A 24311-nucleotide genomic window follows, 5' to 3' on the forward strand; every position below is an offset into this window, starting at 1 on the left:
GAAGTCATGAACGTGCGATTTGTCTATGTGACAATGGACGGGGGGCATAATTCTGCGCTGCGTGAAGCGGCGCGTTTGGTGGAACGCGAGCATGGCATTCACGTTCATCTCTCGCTGCACACCGCCGCCGCCCTACATGAAGACGCCGCCTGGCAGCGGCTGGAGCGCGACGTAGAACAGGCCGACTTCATCTTTGGCTGCATGATCTTCGGCGAAGAGTACGTGCGCCCCATGCAGCAAGTCCTGCAAAAAACGAACGCGCCGATTTGCTTCATCACCAGCAATCCCGCCCTTATCTACACCACACGCCTGGGCAAATTTATCCTGGCGCCCCAGGCCGAAGACAAAGAACCTGGCCTGGTGCAAAAGTGGATGCAAAAAATGCGGCCGAAGAGCAACGGCCGTGCCGAAGGTCACCGCCAAACCGCCATGTTCACCAACCTCACCAAGTTGATGAAATACGTGCCCGGCAAAGTGCGCGACCTGCACACCTTTGTCGCCGTCCACGATTACTGGCTGCACAGCTCGCCGGAAAACCTGGCGCGCATGATGTGCATGTTTGTAGACCGTTACGTGCCCGGCTACACCGGCAAACTGCCCTTCCAGGAACCCATCAAATACCCCGACGCCGCCATCTACCACCCCGATGCGCCCGAACCCTTCCCCGACATCCCCAGCTACCAGCAGTGGCGGCAGAAGCAGGGCAAACCCATCGCCACTGACAAAAATGGCTGGCAAGGCTCGGTGGGGCTGCTGACCATGCGCGCCATCATTCTTAGCGGTAACACTGCTCACCTGGACACGTTGATCCGCAACATTGAGGCGCAAGGCATCGAGGCGCGGGCGGCGTACAGCGCCCTGCTGGATTTCCGCCCGGCCGTCCACCAATTTTTTGTCGCCGAAGGTTCCAGCCTGCCGCGCGTGGATTTGATGCTCAACTGCATGGGCTTCCCGCTCGTCGGCGGCCCGGCCGGCAGCCGACCCGATGACGCCGCCGAGACGCTGCGTACCCTGGATGTGGGCTATTTTGATATGGTCCCGCTGACCTTCCAGCATGTTGAAGATTGGCGCAGCAGCGACGTGGGCTTGCTGCCGATGCAGACAGCCATGAACATTGCTCTGCCAGAGCTGGATGGCAGCGTGGAACCGGTGATATTTGGCGGACCAACGGCCGTGCAAGACAAATTCCTCCCCCTGGAGCCAGAACTCGACCTGGCCGCCCACCGCATTGCCCGCCGCGTGCGCCTGCGCCACCGGGCCAACCAGGACAAGAAGATCGCTGTCATCCTTTTTAACTTCCCACCCAACCTGGGCAACGCCGGCACGGCCATGTATCTGGACGTGTTCAACAGCCTCTATGAATTTCTGGCCGAACTCAAATCATCCGGCTATCAGGTGGAATTACCCGCCGATGTGGACACCTTCCGCCAGCAGGTGGTGGAAGGCAACGCCATGCAGTACGGCACAGACGGCAATGTCGCCGCCCACCTCTCGTTGGAGGATTACCGCCAGCGCTTCCCCTGGTACACGGAAATCGAGCCGTATTGGGGTTACGCCCCCGGTCAACTTCTCAACGATGGCAAGCAGTTCCACATTTTGGGTTTGCACCTGGGCAACGTCTTTGTCGGCATTCAGCCGAGCTTTGGCTACGAACGCGATCCCATGCGCCTGCTCATGGGCAAAGACGCCGCGCCGCATCATGGCTTTGCCGCCTACTACACCTGGCTGGATCAGGTATATAACGCCGATGCTGTGATCCATTTTGGCACGCATGGCGCGTTGGAATTTATGCCTGGCAAGCAGAATGGCATCAGCGCCAACTGCTGGCCCCATCGTTTGCTCGGCGCGCTGCCCAACTTCTATTACTACTGCGTCAACAACCCCAGCGAAGGCTCGATTGCCCGGCGGCGCGGGGCGGCGACATTGGTCAGCTACATGGTTCCGCCATTGCAGCAGGCGGGCCTTTACAAAGGCTTGCGCCGCCTGAAGGACAGCCTGGACGCTTACCACAAACGGCCGTCCGCCGAACTCCTGGCAGACATCCATACCCAGGCCGAAAAACTGGGCATCTTTGTGGAACAAGGGAATGGGGTGGCAGCGGCCGTTACCCTGCCGACCAACGGTTCTAACGGCCATCACAACGGCTACCACAACGGCAGCAATGGACATGCCGTCCAGTCCACCTCGGTGGATGACGCCTACATCGCCGCCCTGGGCCACGAACTCATCCAGGTGGAACACCGCATGATTCCCTTGGGTCTGCACATCCTGGGCAAAGCGCCGACCGAGGCCGAACTGGTAGACATGCTCTCCCTGATCGTTACCTTTAATCCGGGCAAACACCCCACCCAAGACGCCAAACTGCCCACCCTGCCGGCGCTCATCGCCCGCGGGCTGGGCTGGGATTACCAGGCCCTCCAACAATCGCTCAAAAGTGATTCCACCACCCAGGAACGTTGGGAGCAAATCGAAACCATCATGCACGAGGCGATGTTGCGTTTTGTCGCTGCGCCGCGTGCGCCGCAGCTGGACACCAGCGAATTGGATGCCTACTTGCAAAGCGCAGCCCGCATTCCCGTCGGACTGTTGGTCAATTTGTGGTCCTGGTTGGACAACTTGCTGGAGCGCATCATCCACGACCGCGAGATGCAAGGGCTGCTGCACAGTCTGGAAGGCGGCTACATCTCTCCCTCGCCGGGCAACGATGTGGTGCGTAACGAAAACATCGTGCCCACCGGCCGTAACATCCACGCCCTGGACCCCTACCGCGTGCCGACAGCCGCAGCCATTACCGCCGGGACGGAGTTGGTGCGCCAGATGTTGCAGCGGCTGACCCGCGAGCAGGGCGCGCTGCCAGAAACGGTGGCGATGGTGCTGTGGGGCACGGACAACCTGAAAAGCGACGCCGAGGGCGTGGCGCAATGTTTTGCCCTGTTGGGGGTACGGCCGTTAGAAGACGAACTCGGCAACATCGCTAGAGTAGAACTCATCCCGCTGTCGGAACTGGGCCGCCCGCGCATCGACATTGTCATGACCCTCAGCGGCATCTTCCGCGATTTGTTCCACCACCAGACCAACTTGCTGGATCAGGCCGTGCGCCTGGCCGCCGCAGCCGACGAACCGCTGGAATGGAACTTCGTGCGCAAACATTCGCTGGCCCACGCCGCCGAACTGGGCATCTCCCTGAACGAGGCGGCTACCCGCGTCTTCTGCAACGCGCCCGGCTCCTACGGCGCCAACGTCAATCACCTGGTGGAAAGCTCCACCTGGGACAACGACGACCAACTCAGCGATACCTTCCTCTCGCGCAAATCCTTTGCCTATGGCCCCAGCGGCGATTGGCGCGCCGGACGCGAGATTATGGAGCGCAGCCTGGCCACCGTCGAGGCCGCGTTCCAGAACATAGACAGCTTCGAGCTGGGCATCAGCGATGTAGACCATTACTACGAATACCTGGGCGGCGTAGCCAAAAGCGTGGAGAAATTGGGCGGGAAACGGCCGTCTGTCATGGTCGCCGACGCCATTGCCGTAGATGATCGCCTGGCCTCGCTGGAACAAATGGTCCGCCTGGAGTCACGGGCCAAGCTGCTCAACCCCAAATGGTACGACGCCATGATGGTCCACGGCTATGAAGGCGTGCGCGAGATTGAAACCCGCGTCAACAACACTTACGGCTGGAGCGCCACCACCGACGCCGTCGAAGGCTGGGTCTACGAAGACATCGCCGACACCTTCCTACTGGATGAAGACATGCGGGCGCGCATGGCGAAGGCCAATCCACATGCTACGGCCGGCATTGCCCGCCGCCTGCTAGAAGCCAACTCCCGCGGCTTCTGGGATGCCAGCGATGAGCTGATTGACCAGCTCCGCGACATCTATAGCAACCTGGAAGACCAGCTAGAAGGCATCTATGCGCCTGCTTAGTAAAAAGTATCACCACGGACGCACGGAGAACACAGAGAATAAACCGCTAAAAAAACTCCGTGCCCTCCGTGCCTCCGTGGTGAAAAATCCGCTCGAGAGAATGAACCTGTGAGCCACCTTCCTTTTCACGCATTGGTAGGGTTGGAACTGGCCCAGCAAGCGCTGATGCTGCTGGCCGTTGAGCCGCGTCTGCAAGGCGTGGTCCTATCCGCCGCCGCCGGGACCGGTAAATCGAGCCTGGCGCGGGGGATGCGTGCCCTGTTGAATGACCCATCTACGCCTTTTATTGAACTGCCGCCTAGTATAGATGTGGAGAATTTGCTGGGGGGGCTAAATCTGGAGGCGACGCTGCGCACCGGCAGCATGGTGATGCAGCCCGGCGTGTTGGCGCGGGCGCATGGTGGCGTGGCCTATGTGGATGGCCTCAATCTACTCACCGATGGCAGCGCCAATTTGCTGATGGCTGTGCTGGACGAAGGTGAAGTGCGGGTGGAGCGCGAAGGCATCAGCCTGCGCTCCCCGGCCCGTTTCAGCCTGATTGGCTCTTATGATCCGGCCGATGGACAGCCGCGCCGCCATTTGCTCGACCGGGTAGGCTTGATTGCACCGCTGCCGGGGTCGTTGGATGTGGTGCAGCGCACGGCCGTTATCCGCCGCAATCTCCTCTCGCTTACCGAAGCGCTGGAGGAAGACCAGGAATTTATGCGGGGGCTGGTGCAGACGGCGCGGGAACTGCTTCCCCACGTCACCATCAGCGATGATCTAGTTAAGCGGCTCAGCGTGACCGCCCTGCTGTATGGTGTCGAAGGCCACCGCGTGGACCTGTTTGCCGTGCGCGCCGCCTGCGCCGCCGCCGCTCTGGAACTGCGCGACGAAGTGCTGGCAGAGGATGTGGAACTGGCCGCCCGGTTAGTCATTTTGCCTCGCGCCACGCGCATCCCTTCACCGCCGCCGGACAACCCTCCGCCACCGCCCGAACCAGAACAACCCGACGACGAAGACGCAGCTGAAGATGGCGACCCCACGCCGCCGGATGAGCTGATGCCGCCGCCGGAGCAAATTTTGGAAGCGCTGAACACCGCGCTGCCCGAAGACCTGGAAGATCTGCCATTTCGCCATTTGCGCCGTGGGCGCGCCGGTTCACGTGGCAGCACCGAAGGCAAACGGGGCCGCCACGTGCGCAGCATTCCTGGCGACCCGAAACGGGCGCGCATTGATGTAGTCGCCACGCTGCGGGCGGCCGCGCCCTGGCAGCCGCTGCGCCGCGCCGATGGGCTGAACGGTAATGGTTATCACAATGGCAATGGGCACGTCAATGGCAATGGCTATGCCCAGGGTAATGGCTATGCCAATGGCAGCGGTTACAGCAATGGTAACGGCAGCGTCGCCCAAAATGGGCACGGCTTGAACGGGAATGTAAATGGCAATGGCACTGGACATCATGCCAACGGCCGTGTCCTCCTACAGCTCTCCGACGTGCGGGTGAAGCAGTACCGCAGCAAAGCGGGCGCGCTCTTCTGCTTTGCCGTAGACGCCAGTGGCAGCATGGCCTTGCACCGGATGCGCCAGGCCAAGGGTGCGGTCCACACGCTGCTGGAAAAAGCCTATGTCAACCGCGACCGCGTGGCGCTGATCTCTTTTCGCGGGCAGCAGGCTGAATTGTTGATGCCGCCAACGCAAAGCGTGGAACTGGCGCGGCGGGCGTTGGATTTGCTGCCTACCGGTGGCGGCACGCCGCTGGCTTCGGCCCTGCTGCTGGCCGACGACATGGCCCAACAGGCGCAGCGCCGTGGCATTTTGCAAACGGTGCTGATTTTGCTGACAGACGGCCGTGCCAACGTTGGTTTGCATGAACAAGGCGATGTGCAGGCCGAACTCCAGCAGCTTGGGCGCTATATCGCCGCCTCCAACTTGCATGTGATGGTGGTGGATACGCAGCGCAGCTATCTTAGCCGGGGCGAGGCGCGCCAATTGGCCGAATGGCTGGGTGGCGATTACGCCTATTTGCCCAACGCCGGTGGGCAAGAAATTGCTGATCTGGCGACAAACGCAGTGAGTATGCTTTAAGGACCCCTGGCGTTTTTTAAGCCCTGCGGGATTTTGTTTCAATTCAAAAAGGGGAGTTTCCGTGTCAATCAATCCAATATCGTCGTCTAAAAAAGTTTTCATAGGTTTAAAGACAGTTGGCGCGCTGCTTGTTGCGGCAACTGCCAGTGGCATTGCTTACAGCCGATGGGGCGTCAATCACAATGTGCTGCTGCCGCCGGCTGTAGACGCGGAGCGCCGCATTTTCAACTCGCCGCGCTCTGGTCGGTTGAGTTATTACGTGGATAAGCAGGGTGCGGGACGGCCGTTGGTCCTCATCCACAGTATCAACGCCGCGCCCAGCGCCTTTGAAGTGAAGCCATTGTTCGATTATTACCGGGGCAAACGGCCCGTTTACGCGCTGGATTTACCCGGCTTTGGCTTTTCGGATCGCAGCGAACGGCCGTACACGGTGGAATTGTATGTAGACGCCATCCTGGACTTTTTACGCAGCGAAGTAGGCGAAGCGGCCGATGTGGTTGCTTTGTCGTTAGCCTGCGAGTTTGCTTCCTTTGCGGCCTATGCGCGACCAGATTTGGTCAGTTCGTTGGCGCTGATTTCGCCCACCGGCTTTGGCTTTTCGCGCAATCCGGGGCGCAACGACGTGGCTGATTTCCAGGCTGTGGGCAAGCGGCTGCACAAGTTTGTGACTTTCCCCTTATGGAGCCAGGCAATTTTTGACCTGTTAACGTCTAAGCCAAGCATCCGTTATTACCTGGGGCAAAGTTTTGTCGGCGAGCCGCCGCAAAACTTTTTCGATTACGCCTATGCCACCGCCCACCAGCCGGGGGCGCGCCATGCGCCGTTGTATTTCCTTTCCGGGCAGTTGTTTACGGCTGATGTACTGACGGCCGTTTACGCCAAGGTCACCCGCCCCGTCTTGCTCATCTACGACCGTGACCCCAACGTGAGTTTTGGTCGTCTGCCGGAACTGCTGGCGCTCAACGAATGCTGGCAGGCGGTGCAGCTTACCCCGTCCATGGGTGTGCCCCATTGGGAGATGCTGCCGGAGACGACGGCCGTGTTGCAGCAGTTTTGGGCCAAAGCCTGAAAACCTGACTTGCTCCTTCTATGAAACCTCCCAGGTCTTAAGACCTGGGAGGTTTTTTGTTTTGGCGCTTCTGAACCTTGTGGCGACACGTCTATTTTGCCCAAAAACCTTGACAGCCATCCATCAGTCATGTATAGTATGAACAATTGGAACCGGTTCCATATAGGTCAAATGCAATGGTTCCATTGGTTTGTTGTCGGACAGGAAGAGGAGAACAGGTTGGCAGCGGTAACGATCCGAGATGTGGCGCAAAAGGCTGGGGTCGGCGTGGGCACTGTGTCCCGCGTTCTCAACGACAGCGTGTCCGTCAGCCAGGAGACCAGGCGCAAAGTATTAGCCGCCATTGCTGAACTCGATTACTCCCCCAATCAAGCTGCTCGTCGCCTCTCCCGGGGCAAAACAATGGTCATCGGCGCGTTGGTTCCCTATTTCACCAATCCTTCGGTTGTCCGAAGATTGCAGGGAGTTGTATCGGTTGTTACCAACAGCGACTATGACCTGATTTTGTTTGACGTTGAAAGTGTCGAAAGACGGGACGTTTATCTATTCAATGTACCCCGCCGTCAAATGGTGGATGGTCTGTTGATTATTTCCCTCACTCCCAACGATAAAGACGTGGCCCGATTGCAACAGTCTGGGCTGCCCACAGTGCTGGTGGACGCGCATCATCCGCTGCTGGATCGGGTGATCGTGAATAATGTAGCCGGTGGATACTGCGCGACGCGCCATTTGTTAGATTTAGGCCACCGGCGGATCGCCTATATCAGCGATTTTTTGGATGATCCGTTTAATTCGCCGGTACGCGATAGATTTGCCGGCTACCGGCAGGCGTTGGCGGAAGCCGAGGTGGCTTTTCGGCCGGAGTATCATGTACAGGGGCAGCACGGCCGTTACGAAGCCCGCGACATGACCAACAGCCTGCTCAACTTGCCAGAACCTCCCACCGCCATCTTTGCCTACAGTGACACCCAGGCCATTGGCGTCGTCGAATGCGCCCGCGAACGCGGCTTCAGAATTCCCCAAGATTTGTCTGTTATTGGCTTCGACAACATCGAAGCCGCCGAATATCTGCACATTACCACCATCCGCCAGGCGTTGTTTGAGTCTGGCGTCAGTGGTTGTGAACTTTTGTTGGAAGTTATGGCCAATCCTTCACCGGAGCCACGAGAAATCGTACTCCCCATCGAACTGGTGGAGCGCAGCAGCACTGCGCCTCCTCCGCTCCAATGAACAAGGCCCTTGTCGTAAAAACGTCATGGATGTATGTGAGAAAGGGTCGTTGTTTTCTGACTTGCTATGAAAGGAGGTGATTCTAGCGTCTATCACAATAAATCTCTTTGTATCCAAAACTTTACAAACAATCTAGTTATCTATTAACTGGGAGGAAAAGAAAAACCAATGTTAAACAAAAAATTATGGATGGTAATCGGTCTGGTGTTGATCCTCGCATTGGCTCTGGCAGCCTGCGGTGGCGGCGCCACCCAAACGACCCCAGAAGCAGTCGCTACGACAGCTCCTGCGCCGGTCGAGGAAACGGCCCCGGTTGAAGAAACCGCCCCGGCCGAACCAATGGCTGTTGACTTTGCCGTCATGCCCGGCGGCGCTTTGGAAGAAGCCTTAAGCGGCGCTTTTTCGGGCACAACTGTCACCGTAGACGGCGCTTTTGAAGGCAACGACGTGGACGGCGTGAAATTCAAGGAATCGGTGCGCGCCTTTGAAGAAGCCACAGGCATAACTGTGAACTACATCGGCAGCAAAGAATTTGAAGGTTCCATCGCCATTCGCGTTGGCGCCGGCGATGCGCCGGACATTGTGGACTTCCCGCAGCCTGGCTTGTTCGCCGATTTTGTCCGCCAGGGCAAGATTGTGCCGGTGACCGACTTCATCAGCGATGAATGGCTGGCGCAGCAGTACAACCCCGGTTGGCGCGAATTCAACACCGTAGATGGCGTTGAATCTGGCGTGATGCACCGCTATTCTGGCAAAAGCCTGGTGTGGTATCCGAAGGTAGCCTGGGACGCCGCCGGTTATGAGATTCCTGAAACCTGGGACGAACTGATTACCCTGACAGAAGACATCGCTGCCGATGGCGACACTGCCTGGTGTATCGGCATCGAATCTGGTGCGGCCACCGGTTGGGTTGCCACCGACTGGACGGAAGACATGATGCTGCGCACCACCTCGTTGGAAAACTACGATGCATGGGTGGCTGGTGAACTGCCGTTCAGTTCCCCAGAAGTGCAGAAGGCGATTGAGACCTGGAGCGCGTTGTGGTTCAACGATGACAATGTCTTTGGCGGCCGTTCCTCCATTGTCTCCACCTTCTTTGGTGATGCGCCGGGACCGATGTTCCAAGACCCGCCGCAGTGCTGGCTGCACCGTCAGGCCAACTTCATCACCAGCTTCTTCCCCGAAGGCTTGACCTACGGCGTAGATTACGACTTCTTCTATCTGCCGCCAGTGGACGAGGCTTACGGACGGCCGTTCCTGGTCGCCGGCGACCTGGTAGCCATGTTCAACGACCGACCCGAAGTGCGGGCGTTGATGGAATACTTCACCACACCGCAATCCGTCAGCGGTTGGTTGGAAGGTGGCGGGGCGATTGCCGCCCACCAGACGGCCACACGCGAATTGTACGGCTCTGACCTAGATTGGAGCGTTTCCCAACTTGTAGCCGACGCCACCAGCTTCCGCTTCGATGGCTCCGACCTCATGCCGGGTGAAGTAGGCTCTGGTTCCTTCTGGGAACAAATCTCCAGCTACGTCGCCGGGTCCATTGACCTGGACACCGCGACAGCGGAAATTGACGCTTCCTGGCCGGCCGGCGTCAGCGGCGTTACATCCGTCACCGAAGGAGCGCCCACGAGCACTGGTTTGGCGGTGCTGCCCGGTGGCGCTTTGGAAGAAGCCTTAAACGGCGCTTTTTCGGGCACAACTGTCACCGTAGACGGCGCTTTTGAAGGCAACGACGTGGACGGCGTGAAATTCAAGGAATCGGTGCGCGCCTTTGAAGAAGCCACAGGCATAACTGTGAACTACATCGGCAGCAAAGAATTTGAAGGTTCCATCGCCATTCGCGTTGGCGCCGGCGATGCGCCGGACATTGTGGACTTCCCGCAGCCTGGCCTGTTCGCCGATTTTGTCCGCCAGGGCAAGATTGTGCCGGTGACCGACTTCATCAGCGATGAATGGCTGGCGCAGCAGTACAACCCCGGTTGGCGCGAATTCAACACCGTAGATGGCGTTGAATCTGGCGTGATGCACCGCTACTCTGGCAAAAGCCTGGTGTGGTATCCGAAGGTAGCCTGGGACGCCGCCGGTTATGAGATTCCTGAAACCTGGGACGAACTGATTACCCTGACAGAAGACATCGCTGCCGATGGCGACACTGCCTGGTGTATCGGCATCGAATCTGGTGCGGCCACCGGTTGGGTTGCCACCGACTGGACGGAAGACATGATGCTGCGCACCACCTCGTTGGAAAACTACGATGCATGGGTGGCTGGTGAACTGCCGTTCAGTTCCCCAGAAGTGCAGAAGGCGATTGAGACCTGGAGCGCGTTGTGGTTCAACGATGACAATGTCTTTGGCGGCCGTTCCTCCATTGTCTCCACCTTCTTTGGTGATGCGCCGGGACCGATGTTCCAAGACCCGCCGCAGTGCTGGCTGCACCGTCAGGCCAACTTCATCACCAGCTTCTTCCCCGAAGGCCTGACCTACGGCGTAGATTACGACTTCTTCTATCTGCCGCCAGTGGACGAGGCTTACGGACGGCCGTTCCTGGTCGCCGGTGATTTGATGGCCATGTTCAACGACCGACCCGAAGTGCGGGCGTTGATGGAATACTTCACCACGCCAGAATCGGTGAGTGGTTGGTTGGAAGGTGGCGGGGCGATTGCCGCCCACCAGACGGCCACACGCGACTTGTACGGCTCTGACCTGGATTGGAGCGTCTCCCAACTTGTAGCCGACGCCACCAGCTTCCGCTTCGATGGCTCCGACCTCATGCCGGGTGAAGTAGGCGCTGGTTCCTTCTGGGAACAAATCTCCAGTTACGTCGCCGGGTCCATTGACCTGGACACCGCGACAGCGGAAATTGACGCTTCCTGGCCGCGCTAGTTTTTTGAGCTTGTAATGAAATGAGAGATGAGGCGCCGGCCGATCCGGCCGGCGCCTTCCAGCAATTGGCGCTTGTGCCAACCTGCCCACAGGCACGACGTCGTTGAGAGTCGAGGAGAATGCTTATGAGCCTCCCAAGCGTAACAAAAGACGCAGTTCAGTCGCCAGGAGCAAGAATTCTATCCTTCATTGGTCGTGTGCTGCTGGCTGTCAGTATTCCATTAATCGCTTTTTACGTCCTTTACCTGGGTTTCTTGTTTCTACGGGACAGCGACGCGCCACGAGGTCTTGTGGTTCTGGTAGCCATTGTTTGGGGTGTGGGCGGCGTTGCGCTTCTGTACTGGGTCTTCAACAATCTGGTTGAAAAATTACCAGACGATTGGACGGCCAGGCTCCAACCCTTTGTCTTTGTTGGCCCGGCGATGGCGATTTTGGCCTGGTATCTGGCGATTCCCACTGTGCGCACGTTTTGGATCAGCCTTTTCAGCCGCAATGGTCCACCAGAAGGTCTAAACCCGATACAACAACTGACCAGTGACGCTTTTGTGGGTCTTAGCAACTATTTGGCCGTATTCACCGAGCGGTTGATGATTGAAGCCTTTCGTAACAACCTGATGTGGATCATCTTCGGCAGCACATTCTCGGTTGTGTTTGGTCTTGTCATCGCGGTATTGGCTGACCGCAGCCGTTTTGAAAAATTAGCCAAATCACTCATCTTCCTGCCGATGGCTATCTCTTTTGTTGGGGCCAGCATCATCTGGAATTTCATTTATGAATATCGCCCCATCAATCAACAACAAATCGGTTTGCTTAATTCTATCGTCGTTTCTTTGGGAGGCCTGCCCCGCGCCTGGGCGCAATGGGTAGACATTAGCCCCTGGAACAACCTGTTCCTCATCGTCATCGTCATCTGGCTGCAAGCCGGATATGCGATGGTGTTGTTCTCGGCCGCGCTGAAAGGCATCCCTGAAGAGTTAATGGAAGCCAGTCGGGTAGACGGGGCCAACGAATTCCAAATCTTCTTCCGGATTATGATCCCCTACATTCAGGGAACCATTATCACGGTCTGGACCACTGTGGTCATCTTTACTCTGAAGATATTCGACGTCGTTTGGGTGATGACTGGGGGGCAATTTGGCACGCACGTGATTGCCACCCAGTTCTACAGGCAGTCCTTTACCAACCGCAATTCTGGCTTTGGTTCGGCCATCGCCATTGTGCTGCTAATTGCCGTTATTCCGGTGATGTTTTACAACCTGAAACAGTTCAGGGAACAGGAGGCATTTTAAGATGCGTAGCGCCAAAAGACAGCGACAGTTAGGCAGCCTTTTTGTAAATGGGACGCTCTTCATTCTAGTGATTGCCTGGACCGTTCCAACTCTGGGGATATTTGTCTCCTCCTTTCGTAATCGGGATGCCATTTCTAACACGCCCTGGTGGAATGTGCTGCCGCATCGAACCTGGGAAACTGTAGCCACATTCAGCCCCACTGAACTGAATTTAGATCCCAGCGGCGTGATGGACATTGAGGGTGTGCGCGGCACGTTTGAGGAACTGCGGAATGGTGTGCAAAATGGCGACACACGCGTTATTTGGATTGGCAACCGTCGTTTAGGGCGAATTGAAGTCCAAAAACCTGGCTGGTCGGTGGATTGGAATTTCTCTTTGGACAACTATCGGCAGGTCTTGGGCGGCCAGAGTTTCGAGTTCACCAGGCCTGATGGCACCGTATCGGTCGTCCCTGGTGACAATATGACACGGGCCTTCTTGAATAGTCTGGCTGTTGCCGTTCCTTCGACCGTTATTCCTATTCTGATTGCCGCTTTTGCCGCATACGGCTTTGCCTGGATGAATTTCCCCGGGCGGCGCGTGATGTTCATTACTGTGGTCGCCTTGCTGGTGGTTCCACTCCAGATTGCTTTGCTGCCCATTTTGCGTGATTACACCAAATTGCAGCTCAATGGCACGTTTCTAGCAATTTGGTTGGCGCATACCGGTTTTGGTCTGGCTTTGGCAATTTATTTGCTCTACAACTACATCAGCCAACTGCCACGCGAAATGCTTGAGTCTGCTTTTATTGATGGCGCGTCGCACTTTACGGTATTTATCCGGTTGGTGCTGCCGCTTTCAGTTCCGGCTTTGGCCTCTTTTGCCATCTTCCAATTTCTGTGGGTGTGGAATGACTACCTGGTGGCTTTGATCTTCTTAGGTGGCAACCCAGAGTTTGAGCTGGTGACCCAGCGTATGGCGGCCATCGTCGGTTCGCGGGGTAGTGAATGGCATTTGTTAACGGCCGGAGCGTTTGTGTCTATGATTCTGCCGCTGATTGTGTTCTTCTCGCTGCAACGTTACTTTGTGCGCGGGTTAATGGCCGGTTCTGTGAAAGGGTAAATCTGACGGAAAATCACCACGGAGACAGAGAGAACACAGAGTTTTTACTTTGCTTTATCGTCGTGGTGTGTATTTACAGAAACCTTGGGAATTTGGTCGTCACAAAACAGCCAAACTCCCAGGGTTTCTTTTTCTGAATCCTTTGTTGCTTACGTTCCTTTGCCCCTTCGTATTACATTCTTTTTCAGGAGACCTGGACCATGCCCGCAGACAAACCAACCGATTGGTATCAAGACGCTGTATTTTACGAACTATACATTCGCGCTTACCGCGACAGCAGCGGCGATGGCAATGGCGATTTTCGCGGGGCCATTGAAAAGCTGGACCACATCCAATCGTTGGGGGTGGACTGCATCTGGGTGATGCCTATGTATCCCTCGCCGCTGCTGGATGATGGCTATGACGTGGCTGATTACCTGGGCATTCATCCCGACTACGGCACGCTGGCTGATTTCAAAGCCTTTCTGGATGCGGCCCATGCTCGCGGCCTGAAAGTGGTGACAGACATGGTCATGAACCACACGTCTGATCAACATCCCTGGTTTCAGGCGGCGCGGCGGGATAAAAATTCTCCTTACCGCGACTATTATGTCTGGAGTGATAAAGGCGCGGAGTATGCCGATGCCCGCATCATTTTTTTGGACACAGAACCCTCTAACTGGACGTATGACGCGGTGGCCGGGCAGTATTTCTGGCACCGGTTTTACAGCAGCCAGCCAGACCTCAATTACGACAACCCGCAGGTTCATAATGAAATGTTCAACGCCCTGCGCTTCTGGCTGGACATGGGCATTGATGGCTTTCGCGTAGACGCCATTCCTTACCTGTACGAACGCGAGGGGACCAACTGCGAAAATCTGCCGGAAACGCACCAATTTTTGCGCAAACTCCGCCACATGGTGGACACAGAATACCCCGGCACGCTGCTTATTGCTGAGGCCAACCAATGGCCGCAAGATTTGCTGCCTTACTTTGGCACAGAGACTGAGCCGGAATTTCAGGTTTGTTTCCATTTCCCGATTATGCCCCGCCTGTATCAGGCGGTGAAGGCTGGCGACAGGACGCCCATCGTAGACATTCTTAACGACACACCGCCTAAACCGGCCGGAACCCAATGGATGACCTTTCTCCGTAATCACGATGAATTGACGTTGGAGATGGTGACGCCGGAAGTGCGCCAGTGGATGTGGGAACAATATGCGCCAGAGCCGCGGATGCGGCTGAATATGGGCATTCGACGGCGGCTGCTGCCGCTGCTGGACTATGACAAACGCAAATGGTTTTTGCTGCACGCGCTGTTTTTGTCGCTGCCGGGCACGCCCATTATCTATTACGGCGATGAGATTGGCATGGGCGAAAATATCTGGCTGCCAGACCGTCATGGCTGCCGCACGCCGATGCAGTGGGACGCCAGTAAAAATGCTGGCTTTTCTACGGCCGACAAAACCTATTTCCCCGTCCACGCCGAACATCCGCACGTAAACGTGGCCGCCCAGGAAACCGCCCCCGATTCCTACCTGAATCTGACGCGCTATCTGATTCGTGCCCGGCAAAACCAGGCAGCGCTGCGGCGGGGGGAGATGGAATGGGTCGAAACAGATAATAGCGCCGTTCTTGCCTATCGCCGCTTTATGCCCGATCAAAGCGAAGGCGTTCTCTGCCTCTTCAACCTCAGCGACCAGTCGCAAACCTTCACCCTGCACCGTGAACGACAAGATTTGCTGGCTAACATTGATACAATACCGACAGGTGAGCTAATCTTGAAGCCCTATGCGGCTCATTGGCTGATTTGACCAATTTTTCGCAATTTCTACACCGGTTAACCGACAATGAATAGCAAATTACTCTTCCATGATTTACAACAAGGCCCACTGCGCGACCTGGAACCCTTGGAGCAGGATATTTTTCGCCTGCGGTTAGAGCAGCAGTTAGGGGATGTGGAACGGCCGTTACGCCAACTCTACGCCCATCTCCCCAACTTCGACGAGTGGCTAGAAAAATTCATCAGCCTCGCCGCCCACGCCTACGCCAACCGCCCGGCCGAACTGCGCCAGCTAGACCTGAAGCGTGTGCACCAACCCGATTGGTTCCAGCAGTCCGGCATGATGGGTTACGTCGCTTACGCCGACCGCTTCGCCGGAACCCTGCGCGGCGTCGCCGACAAAATCCCCTACCTCAAAGAACTCGGTATCACCTACCTCCACCTCATGCCCTTGCTCAAACCGCGCCCCGGCGCCAGCGACGGCGGCTACGCCGTGATGGATTACCGCGCCGTGCGCGACGATCTGGGCGCAATGGCCGATTTGTCTGAACTGGCCGCCCACCTGCGCCAGGAAAACATCAGCCTGTGCATAGACCTGGTCTGTAACCACACCGCCAAAGAGCATGAATGGGCGCAAAAAGCGGCCGCCGGCGACCCCACTTACCAAAATTACTACCTCATGTTCCCCGACCGCCTGCTGCCCGATCAATACGAACGCACCGTGCGCGAAATTTTCCCTGAATTTAAATCGGGCAGCTTTACCTATTACGAAACGTTTGACAAATGGGTCTGGACCACCTTCAACGAATTTCAGTGGGACCTCAACTACGCCAATCCGGCTGTCTTTGGCGAACTGCTGGACATTATGCTCTTCCTGGCGAATCAGGGCGTCGAGGTGCTGCGCCTGGACGCGGTGGCCTTTATGTGGAAGCGCCTGGGCACGGACTGCGAAAATCAACCCGAAGCCCATGCCATTTTGCAGGCCTTCCGCGCCCTCAGCCGCATTGCCGCCCCCGGCCTGCTGCTGAAAGCGGAGGCCATCGTGCCGCCGCCGCAGCTTATGCCCTATTTGGGTCTGGGTGAAGCGACCAACAAAGAGTGCGAAATTGCTTACCATAATGTCTTTATGGTCATGTTGTGGAGCAGTCTGGCCGAGGGGCAGGTGGCCCTGATGACCCACGCTTTGCAGCAAATGCCAGCCATCCCCTCCGGCGCGTCCTGGCTGGCTTATGTGCGCTGCCACGACGACATTGGCTGGGCTGTGACCGAAGAAAACGCCGCGGCCGTGGGCCTGAACGGCTACCTGCACCGTTCTTTTTTGAGCGATTTTTACAGCGGCCGTTTTCCCAACACCTTCGCTCGCGGCGCTACCTTCCAATTTAATCCGCGCACCAACGACCGGCGCATCAGCGGCTCGTGCGCTTCGCTGGCCGGCCTGGAAGTGGCCCTGGAAAAGCAAGATTGGGCCGAACTAGACCTGGCAGTACGCCGCATTTTGCTGCTCCACAGCTTGATGTTGGCCTTTGGCGGCCTCCCCTTGCTCTACATGGGTGATGAAATCGGCCTGCTGAACGACCCGCGCTACCTGGAAGACCCCGACCTGGCGACGGACAACCGTTGGCTGCATCGGCCGACCATGGATTGGGAACTGGCGGAAAAACGACAAGATTGGTTGAGCGTGAACGGCCGTCTCTTCCAATCCCTCCGCCATCTTATCCACACGCGCCAACAAACCCCCGCCCTTCACGCCCAGGCCGCTGCCCTGCCCGTCTGGACCCACAACATCCACATCTTTGGTCTCCTGCGCCAAAGCCCACGCGGCAAATTGCTAATTCTAGGTAATTTCAGCCGCCAGCCGCAAACCGTGCCCGCCTACCGCCTGCACGACCTCGGTTTCAGCGGCGCTCTGCGCGACCAGCTAACGGCGCAGTTCGTCTATCCCGCCACCGACTTGCTTCTGGAACCCTACCAATCCCTCTGGCTGCAACCAGAAAACTGACAATTGGGCGTCATCATGCAGATGCCTGGCGCTTCTGAATCGCTCCAAACGACAAAGCTCACTTCGTAAACAAGTTTATTGGCGAATCGTGAAAAGCAGTTAAAATGTGACACGTCTCTTCGCAGTGTAGTTGTTTACCTGGCACAAGCCCTACCGGTTCGTTAAGATTCAGAATTTGACATTTGCGACTTCAACCCAATCCGCCTCCTCAGCGCCTCTTCCCTATGTCATTACTATCCGTAGGCCGAAGTCCGTATCCCGTTATCCGATGACATTTTCCAGAGTTAGCACCCTACGGATTACTGATAACGGATTACCGCTTACGGGTATTAGAATTCTCAAAGACCCCACATCTTTGCCTGCTGGTTTTCATCTACACGCGAGTTGCACCCCCAAACAACAAGGAGAAATAAGATGAAAACAGTCTGGAAAATTGCAAGCGGGATTCTGGCCGTCTCGCTGCTCGTTTGGGTGCTTACCCTATCCCCTTCAGGCAGCGCACAGACAGGAAGCGGCGCGCAGCGCGGGCCTGCCGGTTCCTCGGCGGCGGCGCAGAAGGGCGACGACACACCAACTGTCATCGTGAGCGATCCGGTAATCCCTACCCTCACCGGCCCTGTCCGAGATTTGCCTCCATTAACCTTAGAATATTATCTCGAACGTGAAGTCAACCCTCGGCTCACCCTTAATCCGGGCAATCCAAATTTCGATCCTCCCAGTGGGCCTGATCCGCTGTTGGGCCTGCAAGAAGCCGCCCCTGAAGCATCAGCTGAGGGCTTTGACACACCCATATTCAATTTCAACGGCCGAATCTTCACCGGCGCCAACCCACCCGATACCGTCGGGGATGTCGGCAAAGACCATTACATCCAGATGGTCAATGGCAGCGGGACACCGGTGAGCATCTACAACAAAACCACCGGGGCACTCATCCAATCCTTTGCTCTGACTTCGCTGCCTGGTTGCGCCACCGGCAGTGGCGACCCTATCGTGCTGTACGATCAATTGGCCGACCGTTGGTTCCTGAGTGAATTTGGTTCTGGCAACTCGTTGTGCATCTATATCTCTACCACACCAGACCCCACAGGCACATATTATTCCTATCAATTCACCACCCCCAGTTTTCCCGACTATCCCAAGTATGGCGTCTGGTCCGACGCCTATTACGCCACGGCCAACGAGAGCAGCCCATCCATTTATGCCCTCAATCGGGCGGCCATGTTAACCGGCGCGCCGGCCACCTCGCAGCGCTTCACCGCGCCCGGCCTGGCTGGTTTTAGTTTTGAGGCGCTCACCCCGGCCGACCTGGATGGCATGACCCCGCCACCGGCCGGTACGCCCAACTACATCATGCGCCATGTTGACACAGAAGCGCACAGCGTGCCCGGATATCCAACCAACGATATTCTGGAGGTCTGGGCCTTCTCGGTGAATTGGACCACCCCGGCCAGCTCCACCTTCACCAAAATCGCCGACATCCTCACGGCCGAATTCGACTCTACCCTTTGCGGTCTGACCTCGTTCTACTGCATGGGCATGCCGGGCGTCGCTCAGGGGGCCACCTCGTCGCTGGACCCGCTGCGTGAGGTTATCATGAACCGGCTGGCCTACCGTAACTTTGGCGACCACCAAACATTGGTGGGCAACTTTGTCACCGACATTGGCAGCAATATCGGTGGCATTCGCTGGTTCGAGCTGCGTAAGGTTGGCGCCGGCGCCTGGGCGCTGCACCAGGAAGGCACGTATGCCCCCACTACCAGCGACAATCGTTGGATGGGCGGCATTGCTATGGACGGTTCCGGCAACATTGCCCTGGGCTATAATGTTTCCAGCCAGACAATTTACCCCTCCATCCGTTACACCGGCCGTCTGGTCACCGATCCATTGGGGACTATGCCGCAGGGCGAATACACCCTGGTGAATGGCTCGGCAAACAATGGCAGCAACCGGTATGGCGATTATTCTGCCATGTCCGTTGACCCCATTGACGATTGTACCTTCTGGTTTACCGGCCAATGGAACGACGCCAGTCAATGGAAAACACGCATTGGCGCGTTTAAATTCGATGCCTGTGGCACGGAAGATTTCACTTTGTCGGCCACCCCAGCATCGCAAGACGTTTGTGCGGCGACCGATGCCGTTTACAATGTGACGGTTGGGCAAGTGCAGTCTTATACCGACCCGGTTACGCTGAGCGCCAGCGGCAATCCGGCCGGAACGACAGCTACCTTCAGCCTAAACGGACAGCCAGCGCCCTATACCAGCACCCTGACCATCGGCAATACCGGGGCGGCGGTGGCTGGCAGCTACGCCATAGATGTGGTCGGCGTGGCCCCCACCAGTACGCATACGACGACGGTGCAGTTGAACCTGTTTACCAATGCACCGGCTGCCCCCAGTCTGACCGCGCCTGGCAACGGGACCATCAACGTGCCGGCTGCCCCCACCTTCACCTGGAGCGATGCAGGCGCCACCAGCTACCTCCTGGAGGTAGCCACCGATGTTAACTTCAACAACATCGTCTACACGGCCAACGTCAACGGAACCAGCCACACGGCCGGCGCAACCTTGAACACCAGCAGCACTTACTTCTGGCGCGTCCAGGGCAGCAACACCTGTGGCAGCGGCAGTTACTCGGCTGTCTTCTACTTCACCACTGTTGCCGCGCCCGGCGACTGCGGTCCCGGCAGCGTCGCCAACGTTCTCTACGACTATGGCTTTGAGAGCGGCGCATCCGGCTGGACATCCGAAGGAACAGGCAATACGTGGGCTATTGCGGCGAGCAATCCGCACAGTGGCGCGTCCCACTACCACGGCAACGCCCCGGCGGCGGTGAGTGACCAGCGGCTCATCTCGCCGCCAGTGGTGCTGCCTGCCGGAGAAGACCCAGTGGTGTTGAAGTTCTGGCACGCGCCCAACCTGGAGGCAAACGGGGCAACGGCTTGTTATGATGGCGGTATTCTGGAAGTGACGACCAATGGCGGCACGACCTGGACGCAAGTGCCAGACAGCAGCCTGCTGGCGGGTGGTTACACCGGGACGATTTCCAGCGGCTTTAGCAATCCGTTGGGTGGGTTAAGCGGCTGGTGCGGCACAAACCCGCAGCCGTACTACCAGACCATTGCCGATGTGAGCGCTTACGCCGGACAGACGGCGCAGTTCCGTATGCGTCTGGGTACGGATACCTTCGTCAGCCGCCCCGGTTGGGATGTGGATGATGTGATGGTGCAGTCGTGCACGCCCGCCGGCGGCGCGGCGAGTATTGCGCTGACCAAGACAGTGGGCACAGACCCGCTGGTGTACCCGACGACCGACGTCATCACGGTGACGAGCGGGGTGACGGTGACTTACTTCTACGTGGTCGAAAACACGGGAACCATCACGCTGCCGCTGCACACGCTGAACGACAGTCAATTGGGCACGGTGCTGGGACCAGACTTTGCCTATGACCTGGCGCCGGGCGAGTTGGTGACGATTACGGCCGATGCGGTGGTAACGGCGACGGTGACGAACACGGCCGTGTGGGTAGCCACGGACGGCGGCGCGACAACGGCTGTGGCCAACGACAGCGCCACGGTCAACGTCATCAACCTGGGCATCAGCCTGAGCAAGACGGTGGGCACAACCCCCGGCGTCTGCGCGACGGGTAACGCCATTGAGGTAGAGGCGGACACGGTGGTGTACTACTGCTACACCGTCACCAACACCGGCGACGAAGCTTTGGCGCTGCACGACCTGGAAGACGACCAGTTGGGTGTACTCTTCAGCAGCCTGGCCTACAACCTGGCGCCGGGAGCGAGCGTAGACACGGTGGCGGCCGGGTTAACCATCAGCGCCACCATCACCGGGACGACGACGAATACGGCCGTGTGGACCGCCTACAACGACGCGACAGTCAGCGCATCGGCCAGCGCCAGCGCCACGGTGACAGTGACAACGTACACGTTCTACCTGCCGGTTTTTATGAAGCCATAAAACGGTAAGTACAGACCCTGAGGGCTTCCCAAACCCTCAGGGTCTCATCTATCAGCAAGCATATTTTTAGGAGGTAACATGAATTTACGTAAAATCTGGTTGGTTGCGGCCATTATGGTGGCTTTGCTGCTTTTGGTTTCCGGTGCGCCTTCGTCTCAGGCGTCGGCGACGGTTAGCAGTGCGCCAGGAGGGTATTTTGTAACCATCCCCGCAGCGCAAGTTCCGACAGCCGCTCGTTTGGGTTTAAACCCCTTAGTAGCCGTAGAATATGGCTCGTTCCAATGGTTAGAACTCAACCAGGCCGACTATGATCGGCTGGCGTCCAGCGGCGTCGCGTTCACGTCTGTCCCGGACGCCGGGCAGGTGCAGGTGGTAGCCTACACCTTCGACCCCATTACCGATGGTGAGCCGACGCTGGACGCGGGGCAGCGCGCCACCACAACAGGGCCAGCTTTGCGCCTGGTGCAATTTGTCGGTCCGGCCAACGATGTCTGGCTGGACGCCATGACAGCCGCCGGGCTGCCGGTATTGCAGTATTACCCCAGCAATGCGTTCCTAACCTGGGCCACAGAAGCCGAGGCGGCCGCTTTTGCCAACCAGTCGTTTGTGCGCTGGCAAGGGGTGATTCATCCGGCGTATAAACCAGACCCGGCGCTGGCGCAAATGAGTGGGCTGATCGAAAACGTGGATGTGATGTTCTACAACGACGGCCGTCTCGAAGCCACCCTGGACGCCATTACCGATCTGGGCGGACAGATATTGCAATCGTACCCATCGCAGCCAGACAAAGCCTTCTACAACGCGGTGGTGAAACTGCCGGCCGAAGCAGTAACGGCCGTCACCCAACTCAATACCGTCCTTTGGCTGGGGCATCTCAGCCCGACCCCCATTTTAGATGACGAAATGTCCTCCCAGATTCAGGCGGGTAACCACCCCGGCGGCACTCCTGTGACCGGTTACACAGCCCATCTGTCCAACCTGGGCGTCACTGGCGCGGGGGTTGTCTGGGCCATCGTAGACACCGGCGTAGATTACGATCACCCAGACCTGGGGCCAAATATCGTTGGCGGTTATGACTTCCCTGGCGCGTGCAGCTTCGCCGGGCAGCCAGGCAGCGATTGCGCCGGCGGCGGGCATGGCACACATGTGGCCGGTATCGTCGGCGGTACGGCCGCGGCCGGATTTGCCGACGCCAATGGTTTCCTGTACGGCCTGGGCGTCGCCCCCGGTTACAGCATCTTCGCCATGAACTCCCTGTCGGCGGCCGCCTGGCCTCCGGCCGGTGGCTGGCAAGAACACAGCAAACGAGCGGTTCTGGGCGGCGCAATCGGTGGCAACAATTCCTGGACCACCGGTGAAGGCACCAATCACGGCTACCAGGCCTCGGAACGCACCCACGACATCATGGTCCTGGATGGCAATTTTGACACGGCAAACGTGGCTGAACCCTTCATCGAGGTCTTTTCGGCCGGAAACTCCGGCCCAGGGGCCAACACGCTGACAGCGCCCAAAGAAGCCAAAAACCTGATCATTACCGCCAGCAGCGTGAATTTTCGCGCTGGCAATATCAACACGATTTCCAGTTTTAGCAGTCGTGGTCCGGCTGCGGACGGCCGTTGGGTCCCCACCATCACCGCCCCCGGCGAGCAAATTGCCTCAGCCAGAAATGATCTGGGCGGCAGCTGCTCGACGGCTATCCCTGGAACCAATAACTTGTATGCTTTTTGTTCTGGAACCAGCATGGCTTCCCCCCATGCCGCCGGCGCGGTGGTTCTGGTGACGGAATGGTGGCGTAACTTTAATGCCGGGGCAGACCCCAGCCCAGACATGGCCAAAGCCCTGCTGGTCAACGGCGCAGTAGATATGGGCACGGCCGACATCCCCAACGCCAACGAAGGGTGGGGGCGCGTCAATGTCACCAACATCATCAGTCCCACGGCTATGGTCATTTATTTTGACCAGCCCACCATCTTTAGCAACACCGGCGAGCAGTGGAGCATTGACGTGGGTGTGCCCGACCCCAGTCAACCGCTGCGCATCACCCTGGCCTGGTCCGACGCTCCCGGCGCGGTCGGCGCCAACCCGGCTCTGGTGAATAACCTGAACCTCAGCGTAGTCAATGGGGCCAATACCTACCTGGGTAACGTATTCAGCGGCGGCTGGTCGGCCACCGGTGGCGCAGCCGATACCCGCAACAACCTGGAAAACGTCTATGTCCAGAATCCGGCCGGCAGCGCCACCATCACCATCAACGCCGCCAACATCGCTGGCGACGCTATCCTCTACAATGGCGACCCCACCGACCAGAGTTTTGCTTTGGTCTGCTCCAACTGCGCTTTGGGGACCGATTTCTCCCTAACTGCGACGCCGTCCAGCCAGAATGTTTGCGCGCCCAACGACGCCGTTTACAACGTCAGCGTTGGCTCTATCCTCGGCTTTGTGGACCCGGTTGCGCTAAGCGCCAGCGGTAATCCGGCCGGAACGACAACTGGCTTTAGCGTCAATCCAGTGACGCCGCCAGGAAACAGCGTGCTGACCATCGGCAATACCGGGGCGGCGGTGGCTGGCAGCTACGCCATAGATGTGGTCGGCGTGGCCCCCACCAGTACGCATACGACGACGGTGCAGTTGAACTTGTTTACCAATGCACCGGCTGCCCCCAGTCTGACCGCGCCTGGCAACGGGACCATCAACGCCGGCTGCCCCACCTTCACCTGGAGCGATGCAGGCGCCACCAGCTACCTCCTGGAGGTAGACACCGATGTTAACTTCAACAACATCGTCTACACGGCCAACGTCAACGGAACCAGCCACACGGCCGGCGCAACCTTGAACACCAGCAGCACTTACTTGGCGCGTCCAGGGCAGCAACACCTGTGGCAGCGGCAGTTACTCGGCTGTCTTCTACTTCACCACCGTTGCCGCGCCCGGCGACTGCGGTCCCGGCAGCGTCGCCAACGTTCTCTACGACTATGGCTTTGAGAGCGGCGCATCCGGCTGACATC

The 24311-nt window shown here is 58.0% G+C and carries 10 protein-coding genes and 1 pseudogene; all 11 read left to right on the top strand.

Annotated features, from left to right (window positions below; translation table 11 throughout):
• The first annotated feature begins 6 nt into the window (after nt 1-6).
• The 11 genes and pseudogenes from IPM39_13645 (at nt 7) to IPM39_13695 (ending at nt 24288) form a co-directional block, all read left to right on the top strand.
• Nucleotides 7-3924, top strand: a complete 3918-nt coding sequence (locus tag IPM39_13645; GenBank protein ID MBK8987099.1) for a magnesium chelatase subunit H — start codon at nt 7-9, stop codon at nt 3922-3924.
• Nucleotides 3925-4032: 108 nt separating this feature from the next.
• A pseudogene (locus IPM39_13650) lies at nt 4033-5190 on the top strand (AAA family ATPase).
• Between the two features lie 985 nt (nt 5191-6175).
• Nucleotides 6176-7060, top strand: coding sequence for an alpha/beta fold hydrolase (locus tag IPM39_13655; GenBank protein MBK8987100.1), 885 nt, complete (start codon nt 6176-6178; stop codon nt 7058-7060).
• Nucleotides 7061-7279: 219 nt separating this feature from the next.
• Complete coding sequence (locus IPM39_13660) at nt 7280-8290, top strand: LacI family DNA-binding transcriptional regulator (GenBank protein MBK8987101.1); 1011 nt, start codon at nt 7280-7282, stop codon at nt 8288-8290.
• Between the two features lie 168 nt (nt 8291-8458).
• Nucleotides 8459-11179, top strand: coding sequence for a carbohydrate ABC transporter substrate-binding protein (locus tag IPM39_13665; GenBank protein ID MBK8987102.1), 2721 nt, complete (start codon nt 8459-8461; stop codon nt 11177-11179).
• A 119-nt stretch (nt 11180-11298) separates the two neighbouring features.
• Entirely contained in the window at nt 11299-12468 is a 1170-nt protein-coding gene (locus IPM39_13670) for an ABC transporter permease subunit (protein MBK8987103.1), read from the top strand.
• A gap of 1 nt (nt 12469) precedes the next feature.
• The gene (locus IPM39_13675) at nt 12470-13570 is read left to right on the top strand and encodes a carbohydrate ABC transporter permease (protein MBK8987104.1); all 1101 of its coding nucleotides are present in this window, start codon (nt 12470-12472) and stop codon (nt 13568-13570) included.
• 200 nt (nt 13571-13770) lie between these two features.
• Complete coding sequence (treS, locus tag IPM39_13680; protein MBK8987105.1) at nt 13771-15363, top strand: maltose alpha-D-glucosyltransferase; 1593 nt, start codon at nt 13771-13773, stop codon at nt 15361-15363.
• Between the two features lie 36 nt (nt 15364-15399).
• The gene (locus IPM39_13685) at nt 15400-17331 is read left to right on the top strand and encodes an alpha-amylase family protein (protein ID MBK8987106.1); all 1932 of its coding nucleotides are present in this window, start codon (nt 15400-15402) and stop codon (nt 17329-17331) included.
• 414 nt (nt 17332-17745) lie between these two features.
• Nucleotides 17746-21306 (top strand): hypothetical protein, encoded by a 3561-nt coding sequence (locus IPM39_13690; protein ID MBK8987107.1) that lies wholly within the window; start codon nt 17746-17748, stop codon nt 21304-21306.
• A gap of 78 nt (nt 21307-21384) precedes the next feature.
• The gene (locus tag IPM39_13695) at nt 21385-24288 is read left to right on the top strand and encodes a S8 family serine peptidase (protein MBK8987108.1); all 2904 of its coding nucleotides are present in this window, start codon (nt 21385-21387) and stop codon (nt 24286-24288) included.
• Nucleotides 24289-24311: the final 23 nt, after the last annotated feature.

The organism is Candidatus Leptovillus gracilis, assembly GCA_016716065.1.
GTDB lineage: Bacteria > Chloroflexota > Anaerolineae > Promineifilales > Promineifilaceae > Leptovillus > Leptovillus gracilis.

Excerpts from the sequence above, each read along its gene's own strand:
- IPM39_13645 (MBK8987099.1), top strand. The coding sequence starts at position 7 with ATGAACGTGCGATTTGTCTATGTGACAATGGACGGGGGGCATAATTCT.
- IPM39_13665 (MBK8987102.1), top strand. The coding sequence starts at position 8,459 with ATGTTAAACAAAAAATTATGGATGGTAATCGGTCTGGTGTTGATCCTC.
- IPM39_13670 (MBK8987103.1), top strand. The coding sequence starts at position 11,299 with ATGCTTATGAGCCTCCCAAGCGTAACAAAAGACGCAGTTCAGTCGCCA.
- IPM39_13675 (MBK8987104.1), top strand. The coding sequence starts at position 12,470 with ATGCGTAGCGCCAAAAGACAGCGACAGTTAGGCAGCCTTTTTGTAAAT.
- treS (MBK8987105.1), top strand. The coding sequence starts at position 13,771 with ATGCCCGCAGACAAACCAACCGATTGGTATCAAGACGCTGTATTTTAC.
- IPM39_13685 (MBK8987106.1), top strand. The coding sequence starts at position 15,400 with ATGAATAGCAAATTACTCTTCCATGATTTACAACAAGGCCCACTGCGC.
- IPM39_13690 (MBK8987107.1), top strand. The coding sequence starts at position 17,746 with ATGAAAACAGTCTGGAAAATTGCAAGCGGGATTCTGGCCGTCTCGCTG.
- IPM39_13695 (MBK8987108.1), top strand. The coding sequence starts at position 21,385 with ATGAATTTACGTAAAATCTGGTTGGTTGCGGCCATTATGGTGGCTTTG.